12 protein-coding genes are annotated in these 9,413 nt (G+C 63.1%); 11 read left to right on the top strand and 1 reads right to left on the bottom strand.

Annotated elements, in window-relative coordinates; translation table 11 throughout:
• Position 1 precedes the first annotated feature (1 nt).
• The 4 genes from ccoO to RA20_RS25860 are packed head-to-tail and all read left to right on the top strand — an operon-like array spanning position 2 to position 1,911.
• Entirely contained in the window at positions 2 to 733 is a 732-nt protein-coding gene (ccoO, locus tag RA20_RS18955) for a cytochrome-c oxidase, cbb3-type subunit II (protein WP_039132367.1), read from the top strand.
• Complete coding sequence (locus tag RA20_RS18960) at positions 730 to 897, top strand: cbb3-type cytochrome c oxidase subunit 3 (protein ID WP_024096594.1); 168 nt, start codon at positions 730 to 732, stop codon at positions 895 to 897. The genes ccoO and RA20_RS18960 overlap by 4 nt, the downstream gene beginning before the upstream one ends.
• Positions 888 to 1,760, top strand: coding sequence for a cytochrome-c oxidase, cbb3-type subunit III (gene ccoP, locus RA20_RS18965; RefSeq protein WP_039132370.1), 873 nt, complete (start codon positions 888 to 890; stop codon positions 1,758 to 1,760). Before RA20_RS18960 ends, ccoP begins: the two co-directional genes overlap by 10 nt.
• Positions 1,747 to 1,911 carry a hypothetical protein gene (locus RA20_RS25860; protein ID WP_193748876.1) on the top strand — a complete coding sequence of 55 codons (165 nt, stop codon included), beginning with the start codon at positions 1,747 to 1,749 and terminating at the stop codon, positions 1,909 to 1,911. The genes ccoP and RA20_RS25860 overlap by 14 nt, the downstream gene beginning before the upstream one ends.
• 45 nt (positions 1,912 to 1,956) lie before the next feature.
• Here RA20_RS25860 and RA20_RS18970 read toward each other — a convergent pair whose 3' ends face one another.
• A complete protein-coding gene (locus tag RA20_RS18970; protein WP_039132372.1) occupies positions 1,957 to 2,412 on the bottom strand; it encodes an RrF2 family transcriptional regulator in 456 nt (151 codons plus the stop codon).
• A gap of 107 nt (positions 2,413 to 2,519) precedes the next feature.
• On the opposite strand from RA20_RS18970, the gene RA20_RS18975 reads away from it, so the two are divergent.
• The 7 genes from RA20_RS18975 to RA20_RS19005 form a co-directional block, all read left to right on the top strand.
• Entirely contained in the window at positions 2,520 to 3,029 is a 510-nt protein-coding gene (locus RA20_RS18975; protein WP_039132374.1) for a cytochrome c oxidase subunit I, read from the top strand.
• Positions 3,030 to 4,502, top strand: coding sequence for a cbb3-type cytochrome c oxidase subunit I (locus RA20_RS18980; protein ID WP_039132376.1), 1,473 nt, complete (start codon positions 3,030 to 3,032; stop codon positions 4,500 to 4,502).
• Positions 4,502 to 5,101, top strand: coding sequence for an SCO family protein (locus RA20_RS18985; RefSeq protein ID WP_039132378.1), 600 nt, complete (start codon positions 4,502 to 4,504; stop codon positions 5,099 to 5,101). The genes RA20_RS18980 and RA20_RS18985 overlap by 1 nt, the downstream gene beginning before the upstream one ends.
• Positions 5,098 to 5,658, top strand: coding sequence for a hypothetical protein (locus tag RA20_RS18990; RefSeq protein ID WP_039132380.1), 561 nt, complete (start codon positions 5,098 to 5,100; stop codon positions 5,656 to 5,658). The genes RA20_RS18985 and RA20_RS18990 overlap by 4 nt, the downstream gene beginning before the upstream one ends.
• Positions 5,659 to 5,664: 6 nt before the next feature.
• Positions 5,665 to 6,504 (top strand): formate/nitrite transporter family protein, encoded by an 840-nt coding sequence (locus tag RA20_RS18995; protein WP_039132382.1) that lies wholly within the window; start codon positions 5,665 to 5,667, stop codon positions 6,502 to 6,504.
• Between the two features lie 217 nt (positions 6,505 to 6,721).
• Positions 6,722 to 8,479 (top strand): helix-turn-helix domain-containing protein, encoded by a 1,758-nt coding sequence (locus tag RA20_RS19000; protein ID WP_206540117.1) that lies wholly within the window; start codon positions 6,722 to 6,724, stop codon positions 8,477 to 8,479.
• Between the two features lie 96 nt (positions 8,480 to 8,575).
• The coding region (locus RA20_RS19005; RefSeq protein WP_152618552.1) for a flavin reductase family protein at positions 8,576 to 9,413 on the top strand (838 nt) is incomplete at its 3' end.

The raw sequence follows: 9,413 nt of genomic DNA on the forward strand, positions 1-9,413 counted from the left end.
CATGAGCACAGCACATCAGAAGCTTGAACGCCACTCGCTGGGATTTGCCATGATGATCCTGATGGTGGCCTCGATCGGCGGCATTGTGGAAATCGCGCCGCTGTTCACCATCGAAAACACGGTAGAGGAAGTGGAGGGCATGCGGCCCTATACGCCGCTGGAACTGGCCGGGCGCGATATCTATGTGCGCGAGGGCTGCTATGCCTGCCACAGCCAGATGATCCGCACCCTGCGCTCGGATGTGGAACGCTACGGGCACTACAGCCTGGCGGCCGAAAGCATGTATGACCACCCGTTCCAATGGGGCTCGAAACGCACCGGGCCGGATCTGGCACGGATCGGCGGCAAGTATTCGGACGATTGGCATGTGGCGCATCTGGAAGCGCCGCGCGAACTGGTCCCCGGTTCGGTGATGCCCGGCTATGCCTTCCTGTCCGAAACCCGGCTGTCGACCGGCCACCTGCCTGCGGCGCTGAAGGCGCTGAGCCGGGCAGGGGTGCCCTACACGGACGCCCAGATCGAAAACGCCGAAAAGGACGCGGTCTGGCAGGCGGATTTCGAGCAGAACTTCGAAGGCGAGCTGCAGGAGAGCTATGGCGCAAATGTGCAGGTGCGCGACTTTGACGGCCAGCCCGGGCGGCTGACGGAAATGGACGCGCTGGTCGCCTACCTGCAGATGCTGGGCACCCTGGTCGATTTCGACTCGCTGAACCTGGAGGAGGTGAACCGATGACCCATGATGCAGTTCTGGTTTTCTCCAAGACCTGGGGCGCGATCTACTTGCTGACCGTCTTTCTGGCGGCGGTGGTCTGGGTCTACTGGCCCTCGCGGCGGCGGATGTATGACGATGCGGCGCAATCTCCGTTGGACGGGCGGGAGGATCAGCCATGGCGGTAAGAGAAAAGGATCCGGTCTCGGGCACCGAGCTGACGGGCCACGAGTGGGACGGGATCAAGGAGATGGACACGCCGGTGCCCCGGGCCTCCCGCTGGGCGCTGTGGATCAGCATCGCGGTGTCGGTCCTGTACTGGATTCTCTACCCATCCTTTCCGCTGGTTTCGGAATATGCGCGGGGCGTGCTTGGCTATTCCTCGCGGGCGGAGGTGACGGCAGCGGTGGCCGAGGCGGACGCCGGGAGGGAGCAGGCCTTTGCTCCGTTTGCCACCGGGGACATCGAGGCCCTGGCGGCGGATGCATCTTTGGAGGCCCGTTACGGCGCCTCTATCTCCAAGCTCTACGCCGACAATTGCGCGGCGTGCCATACCGGCAGCCTGAAGGGGCAGCCCGGGTTCCCCAGCCTGGCGGACGGGCATTGGCTGTGGTCCGGCACACCGGAAGAGATCGAATACACCATCCGCTATGGCATCAACGCCCTGCATGACGAGACGCGGATTGCCCAGATGCTGGCCTTTGGTGCCGACGGGATGATCGAAAAACCGCAGGTCAAGGAGGTGACGGAGTTTGTGCTGTCGCTGTCCGGGCAAGAACACGATGCGGCTGCGGCTGAAGCGGGCAGTGTGGTCTTTGAGGAGAACTGCGCCTCCTGCCATGGCGATGACGGCCGCGGCGGCTATGAAAACGGCGCGCCGGATCTTGGGGATGGCCATTGGATCTACGGCGGCAGCCGGGACGACATCTTCCAGAGCGTCTATTACGGCAGGCAGGGGGTCATGCCCGCCTGGGAAGGCCGGCTGAGCGATGCGCAAATCCGGATGCTGACACTTTACCTGCTGTGGAATGCTGAAGATGCCCCAAGCTGAGGAAAACCCGCGGTTCCGCAGGGCCATGTATCTGCTGATACTGGCCCTGCTGGCCGGTTACATCGGTTTCAAGGCCTGGCACTTGTCTGTGGCGTTTGATGCTTGGGAAGATCAGCCACTGAAAGACGTGGTTTCGGGCGCCGCCAAGTAGGTTTCTTGCGGAATATATACGCATGATGGTTGCGTATTAAGAGCTTCAGGCAGCTCCGCGGCCAGCCTCCAGCGCCCGAATCAGGTTCTTCATGCCGCGGTTTCCGTTCAGAACATCCTGCAAAGTCTTGCTGTCGAGCGCGGCAAAGAACACTTCCTGCGCTTCGTTCAGAATCGGCAGCAGCCCGCAGGCCGGAGTCATCACGCAGCAGCCGCCGTCCTCTTTCATGCATTCCACCAGCGGTGTGCCGCGTTCGGATTTGCGCAGCAGCCCGCCGATGGAAATCGCCTCCGGCGGTAGCGCCAAACGCATGCCCCCGTTGCGCCCGCGGATCGATTCCACATAGCCCTCGTGGGTCAGCCACTGGGAGATTTTGGCCAGGTGGTTGAAGGGCAGATTCTGCATCCCGGCAATCTCGCGGGTCGACATCAGGCCCTCCTCGTGGGTGGCGAGGTGGATCAGGATGCGCAGGGCGTAGTCTGAGAACTTGGTGATCTGCATACGCGTTCATCCCACAAAAAATACGTTTTGAAAATACGTATTTTATTGACTCGGGCCTGCCGCAGCAAATAATAGGCATTATAAATACCTATTAAAGGAGGCCGCACATGCAGCCAGTTGTTCTATTGATCTCGCTGATCCTGATGGCGGCGCTGACGGCGGCCTTCTGGCTGGCGGCCCGTGCGTCGCGCGGGGAGGCGCCCGGCCCGAAGGCAAACAGCAAACGCACCGGTTTGATCTGGGCGATGACAATCGCGGGCGTGATTATCTCTGTTGGTTCGCTGCGGCAGTGGCCGCATGCGCTGGCCAGCACCGGCGATGCGCTGGAGGTGCACGTCAGCGGCGGCCAGTGGTGGTGGGATATCGACACCACCGAAATCCCGGCCGGCACGCCGGTCAATTTCAATGTGACAACCGAGGATGTGACCCACGGCATGGGCATCTATGACAGCGGCCTCACGCTGCTGACCCAGGTGCAGGCGATCCCCGGCTATACCACCAAACTCACTTACACCTTCACAGAACCGGGGACCTATCAGGTTCTGTGCATGGAGTTCTGCGGGGTGGCCCACCACGACATGGTCAATGAATTCGAAGTTGTAGCGGCGGAGGAATAAATGAGCACTGCATCTGAACCTGCTGCGGCCGGGCATGCCGCAACTGAACCCTCAGCGGCGCCCCAGGCCGGAGCGGTCAAGCTGACGATGATCCTGTCGGGCGCGGTTTTTGCACTGATGATGGTCTTCGGCCTGATCATGCGCGCGGCCCAGGGCCAGTGGATCGAGCTGGACCCGGCGCTGTTCTATCAGATCCTGACCGCGCATGGCGCGGGCATGGTCGGCACTGCGGCGCTCTCGGGCGCGGCCATCCTGTGGTACTTCAGCGGCCGCCATGTGGTGCTGACCGCTGGTATCTACTGGGCCTTCCTTGGCCTGTTCCTGCTGGGGGTCGTGCTGATCCTGGGCGCGATCTTCGTCGGCGGCTACGGCGGTGCCTGGACCTTCCTGTTCCCGCTGCCCGCCCTGTCCGGCGGTGCCTGGGAAGCTGGGGCAGCCGCGGCCTTCATGCTGGGCTATGTCTCTATTGGCGTCGGCTTTCTGCTGTATTATCTGGAGCTTGGCCGCCAGATCCATGCCCGTTACGGCAGCCTGGCGCGGGCGCTTGGCTGGAACCTGATCCTGGGACGCGAGGACAAAAACCCGCCGCCGCCGACCATCGTGGCCGCCGCAGCTGTGACCATCTTCAACTCGATCGGCATCATTCTGGGCGCAGCCGTTCTGGTCGCCAGCCTGGTGCATCTTCTGGTGCCGGGGTTTGAGGTCGACGCGCTGCTGGCCAAGAACCTGATCTATTTCTTCGGCCATGTCTTCATCAACGCCTCGATCTATATGGCAGTGACGGCGGTCTACGAGATCCTGCCGGAATACACCGGGCGTCCGTGGAAATCGAACCGGCTGTTTGCCATTGCCTGGAATGCGGTGCTGATCTTTGTGATGGCGGTCTACTGGCACCACCTGCTGCAGGATGTGGTGATGCCGCCCTGGATGCTGGTGGTGGGGCAGCTGGTCTCCTACTTCAGCGGCATTCCCCTGATCGCGGTCACGGCCTTTTCCACCTTCCTTTATGTGCGCGGTTCCAAGATGACCTGGGACCTGGCGTCATCGCTCTTGGTGCTGTCGGTGGCCGGATGGTCGGTGGGGTCGATCCCGGCCTCGATCGACGGGATGATCAGCGTCAACAAGGTGATGCATAACACCATGTGGGTGCCGGGCCATTTCCACACCTATCTGCTGCTGGGCGAAGTTGCGATGGCCTTTGGCTTCATGGCCTGGCTGGTGCGCGGCAAGACGATCTCGCAGATGGGCGGCTTGGACCGTGCGGCCTTTGCGACCTACCTGGCGGGTGCTGCCGGTTTTGTGACGGTGTTCCTGTTCTCGGGCGCAGCCTCAATCCCGCGCCGCTGGGCGGTGCATTACGAAGAATGGCTGACCCATGACCGCATCGGCACCCTGTTCAGCGTGCTGGTGGTGCTGGGAACGCTGATCTTTGTCCTGCGCTTTGTGGCGCGGCTGGGGCGGAGCGAAGGCTGATGCTGGTCCGGGCTCTCCCCTCGGTTCTCGCCGCCGTGATCGGCGGCGGGGTCCTGTGGCAGGCCACCGACGGGGCGCAGGCCTTCACCAGCGAGGCGGCCCGCCGGCTGGATGTGGTGCGCGCGCCCCGTGCCGTTCCGGCGGTGCAGCTGGAGGATATGGCCGGCCGGCAGGTGCCGCTGCTGCCGCAGGCGGGCGAGGTGGTGCTGGTTGAGTTCATCTACACGGTCTGCGGCGACATCTGCCAGATTGCCGCCGCGGACTTTGCCGAAATCCGCGACCGCCTGCAGGCGCGGGGGCTGAGGGTCCGGCTGCTCTCGGTCAGCTTCGACCCCGTGCGCGACACGCCGGAGCAGATGGCCATCTACGGCGATGCGCATGACGCTGACGGCGCCATGTGGACCGTTGCACGGCCATTGCAACAGGACCTGCCGGACCTGCTGGAGCTGTTTGACGTGACCGTCATCCCGGATGAATGGGGCGGCTACCAGCACAATGCCGCGATCCATGTGATCACCAGCGACGGCAGGTTCTCCGCCGTCTATGACACGGACGCGGTGGAGGCTGTGCTGGCCTATGCCGGCGGGGGGCAGCCATGAGGATGATCTGCCTCGCCCTGCTTGCCTTTGCCGAGGCGGTTGCGCTGCGGGAGGCGGCGGTGGCCAGCCCTGTCCAGCATGTTCTGGTGCAAATGCCCTTGCTGGTTCTGGCCGGTTTCATGGCGGCCTGGGATCTGAAGATCCCGCGCGGCTGGGCTGTGCCGCTGCTGCTGGCGGCGCTGACCGTCTTCCTGTTCTGGATGCTGCCGCGCAATGTGGACTGGGCGCTGTCCCCGGCAGGGGAAACGGCCAAATACATCACCCTGCCGCTGCTGCTGGGGCTGCCCCTGCGGCTCTCCTGGCCCTGGCTTGGCCCGATCCTGCGGGGCTTTTTGAAAGCCAATGCGCTGTCGATGCTGGGGGTGCTCGGGTTTCTTTACACCCATGCCCCGGTGCGGATCTGCAACTCGTACCTGGTTTCAGCCCAGCACGACCTGGGCTTTGCCTTCCTTTACCTTGCCGCGGCTCTGGCCTGCCTTTGGGCCATCCCGGTTTTGTTCGGGCATCCGCGCCGCGGGCCGCTTGGCGCTGCCGGATGCTCCAGATGCGGAGCTTGAAGTGAGATGACTTATGCCGATACCGTCCTGGGATTTGCGCAGCTTGCGCAGAAGAAGGCGGAGGCTCTGCGGGCGGATCCGCTGGCCTTTGTGATCCTGGCCCTGAAAGCGGGTGCATTTGTTGGCGCGGGCATCCTGCTGATCTTCTCCGTAGGGCAGGGGGTGGACGGCGCTATCCGGCCTATCGTGATGGGTGCAAGCTTTGGCATCGCGCTGACGCTGGTGGTGTTTGCAGGTGCTGAGCTGTTCACCGGCCACACCATGTATATGACCCACGGGCTGCTGGCCGGGCAGAGCGGGCTGGGCGTTCTTTTGCGCTGCTGGGCTGCCAGCTGGGCCGGCAACCTGGCCGGTGCCCTGCTGCTGGCGCTGCTGTTCGTGGCGGGCGGCGGCGGGCTGATCCTGGGCGCAGGCGAAGACGCCTTGCTGTACAAGGTGGCGGCCAAGAAAATGCATGGAACCGGTCTGCAGCTCTTTGCCAAGGCGGTGCTGTGCAACTGGCTGGTCTGCCTGGCCTTATGGTGTTCGGCGCGGGCCAAGGATGACGTGACCAAATGCATCGTGATCTTCTGGTGCCTCTACGCCTTCATCGCTGCGGGGTTTGAGCACAGCGTGGCCAATATGACCGTGTTTTCGGTGGCGCTGCTGTCGGACCACCCGGACGGCATCTCTATTGCCGGTGCGGCGCATAACCTGCTGTTCGTCACCCTGGGCAATACCTTCGCCGGAGCCGGCATCATGGGCTATGGCTACTGGCGGGCAGCGTCCTGCCCGCGTGTTCGGGAGCGGGCGCAGGTGCAGGCAGGCAATGGCACCGCAGAACAGAGCAGCGGGCAGAATGGCTGATTGGTATGCTGCGCCCGCAATGCCGGCGGCCCCGGCGAAGCAGAGGGGGCATGAAATGTAAGACCTGCCGGTCGTTAGAAGTATGCGCAGACCTACCGGTTTGTTGAATTGTCCCGGCAATTCAAAATAGTCTCCAGGCATCAAAGAACCTGATTGGCGGCCTCGCCCGAGTGTTGCCAATTACAACAGAATGCCCTGCCTTGGGCTGGAGCTTGCCTTGTCGCGATCTGGAAAACTGAGCCTTGCCAATCATTTCCGCAATATTTCCAGCCTTGCGCGGTTCATTGATGAGAGTCAGGACGCCGAGGAAACCTATCTGCTGCTGACCCGCGGTGTCTGCGCTCATTCGCAATGGGATATGAGCAGCATACAAGTGCTGGATTCCGTTGCCGGATTGGCGATCCCGATTGTCCGGCACGATCCGTTCAACCAAAGCGATTTGAGTAATTTCCCGGGCTGGGACGCACGGCTGAGCCCGGTGGGCAAAGTGCTGGAAGAAGGCAGGCCTTTGATCCTGCAGGACGCGGCGGCACAAGATGAATTTCCAGGGTTTCGCGACGATGCGCGGCGGCGCGGATACCGTACCACAGTGATGATACCGTTGGAGGTTCGCGACGCCGAACGGCGGCAAATGGTTTATTCGGTGGCTGCGCGCGCAGTCATCGAAGTGGATGAAACAGATCTCAGTTTCTTGCAGTGCGTTGCGGAATTGGTGACCATTGCCGTCCGCAAGATGCGCAAACTGGAGGACGAGCGTGAGCAAGCTCAGAGGATGCGGGCAATCCTGGAAAACATGACGGCTTCGCTGACCAAGACTTTGGACACCGAAGCCGCGGGCACTCTGGCCGCCGGTCTCAGCAGCCTGTTTCCAGCCGGCTGGCTGGCGGTTGATCTCACTTCAGGGCGCGGGCTGTTTGATCCGGAGGTGCCGCCGCCGGTTGCATTGGCCACAGCCCGGCGGGTGCCGGAGGATCTGATCTTAGCCGCCATCTCGGCGCGTGGTCTTGCCAGCGGCACGGTGATGGATCTGACGGTGGCGGGCTCCACCATCCGCGCTGAGGTGAGCCCCTTGCAGATCGACGGCAGCCACGTGGGGGCGCTGTTTTTCTTCCGCAGCCAGCCGCTCAGCGATCACGAGCGCATTGCGGCGCAGGCCGGGCGGCTGGCGCTGTCTTCCTTCATCCTGCGCAGCTTCATCGAGTTCAAATCGCGCCGGGTTACCGCGCGGCGGCTGATGTCGCGGCTGTTCAGCGGCGACTGGCGCGACCGTGACGAGATGCTGGACGAGGCGCACCGGCTCGATTTCGACCTGCAGGCGCCGCTGCGTCTGGTGGTGCTGCGGCTGCCCGGCGGCAGCGTTGACGACGGAACCCACAGCTTCATCCTGCGCAGCGCGCAATCGGTGTTCGGGGCCTCGGTCTCCTGCCTGCTCGATGGCGATCTGATGCTGCTGCTGGACGACCGCGCCGGCGAGGCAGTGCGGCAGCAGGGGCTGTTCCTGTCCCGCATCCGCTCGTTGCTGCCTGAAGGTACGGCGCTGGTGATGTCGGAGCTGGTTGAGGGTTTCGAGGCGCTGCCGAAGGCACGCGAAACCTGCGCCAATACGCTGGAAGTGGCGCAGTCGATGCAGGCTTCGGGCTGGGTGACGCCAGTGAAAGTGGGGGAGTTTCCGGCGCTGATGGCCTCGGCCGAGATGGTCAAGGTCGAGGCTTATCTCGGCAGCGTGCTGCCTGAGGTGCTGAATGGCACCGGGCGTAAGGCGCAGGCGGCGGCAGAGACCATCGAGACTTTCCTGAAGACCGGGCGGCGCTATCAGGAGGCGGCGGACGCCTTGGGAATCCATGTCTCCACCTTGCGCTACCGGCTGGAGCAGCTGAGCGATCAGCACGGGCTGGATTTCGACGATTCTGACAAGTGTTTTGAACTTGATCTGGCGATCCGCCTGCAAAAACTTCGTAGTTCCTATGGTCCGTAGGAAAAATACTTTCTGACCTAGATCAAACCACCGGAGGACCGCGGGCGTTTTCCACTCCTAATCTGTGGGCAACAGAACCAGGAATGGACCGGACCCGTGAGCACTTTGGCCGCAGACAGCGAAGACAGGCGGCGGCAGCTGCGGCAGGCGTTTGGCAGTTTTGCCACCGGCGTCACCGTGGTGACGGCGCGGGATGCAGACAGCAACCCGATCGGCTTTACCGCCAATTCCTTCACCTCGGTTTCCCTGGAGCCCCCCCTGCTCCTGGTGTGCCTCGCCAAGACCTCTTCCAACATCGGCCACTTCTCCCAGGCCGGCCGCTTTGCGGTCAATATTCTTGGCGAGGCACAGAAGGATGTATCGAACCGCTTTGCTTCCAAGGTGGAGGACCGGTTTGCGGACACGGCCTGGCGTGAAGGCGCTGAGGGCTCGCCGCTGATCGAAGAGGCTGTGGCCTGGTTCGACTGCACCACCGACAATCTGGTGGATGCGGGCGATCATGTGATCCTGATCGGTCAGATCGAGGATTTCGGCCAGACCGACGGGCGGCCGCTGGCCTATTTGCGCGGCCACTATCTGGACTTGGGTCTGGCCGAGGAGGCCGCCGACTCCGTCTCGCATCATGGCGGCGTGCGGGTGGGCTGCGTGCTGGACCGCGGCGGCGAGGTGCTGCTGCGCAAGACGCCGGACGGCTGGTCGCTGCCGATGGGCGATGTCTGCGCGGGCTTTCGGGAGGGGCGCGCGGCACTGGAAAAATCGCTGGCAGGGCAAGGCATCGCGGCGGAGCTGGGCTTTCTCTACTCGGTCTTTGATGCGCCCTCGGGCAATGCCACCTGGCTGATATTCCAAGGCGATATGGAGTTTGGCGCCGCTGAGGGCGATCTGCGCCTGTTCCCGGTGGACGGCCTGCCCCTGCAGGAAGTGGCGGTGCCGC

It is taken from the genome of Leisingera sp. ANG-Vp, assembly GCF_000813725.1.
GTDB lineage: Bacteria > Pseudomonadota > Alphaproteobacteria > Rhodobacterales > Rhodobacteraceae > Leisingera.

Coding starts and splice junctions, on each gene's coding strand:
- RA20_RS18990 (WP_039132380.1), top strand. CDS start 5,098: ATGAGGATGATCTGCCTCGCCCTGCTTGCCTTTGCCGAGGCGGTTGCG.
- RA20_RS18985 (WP_039132378.1), top strand. CDS start 4,502: ATGCTGGTCCGGGCTCTCCCCTCGGTTCTCGCCGCCGTGATCGGCGGC.
- RA20_RS18975 (WP_039132374.1), top strand. CDS start 2,520: ATGCAGCCAGTTGTTCTATTGATCTCGCTGATCCTGATGGCGGCGCTG.
- RA20_RS18980 (WP_039132376.1), top strand. CDS start 3,030: ATGAGCACTGCATCTGAACCTGCTGCGGCCGGGCATGCCGCAACTGAA.
- RA20_RS18970 (WP_039132372.1), bottom strand. CDS start 2,412: ATGCAGATCACCAAGTTCTCAGACTACGCCCTGCGCATCCTGATCCAC.
- RA20_RS25860 (WP_193748876.1), top strand. CDS start 1,747: ATGCCCCAAGCTGAGGAAAACCCGCGGTTCCGCAGGGCCATGTATCTG.
- ccoO (WP_039132367.1), top strand. CDS start 2: ATGAGCACAGCACATCAGAAGCTTGAACGCCACTCGCTGGGATTTGCC.
- RA20_RS18960 (WP_024096594.1), top strand. CDS start 730: ATGACCCATGATGCAGTTCTGGTTTTCTCCAAGACCTGGGGCGCGATC.
- RA20_RS18995 (WP_039132382.1), top strand. CDS start 5,665: ATGACTTATGCCGATACCGTCCTGGGATTTGCGCAGCTTGCGCAGAAG.
- ccoP (WP_039132370.1), top strand. CDS start 888: ATGGCGGTAAGAGAAAAGGATCCGGTCTCGGGCACCGAGCTGACGGGC.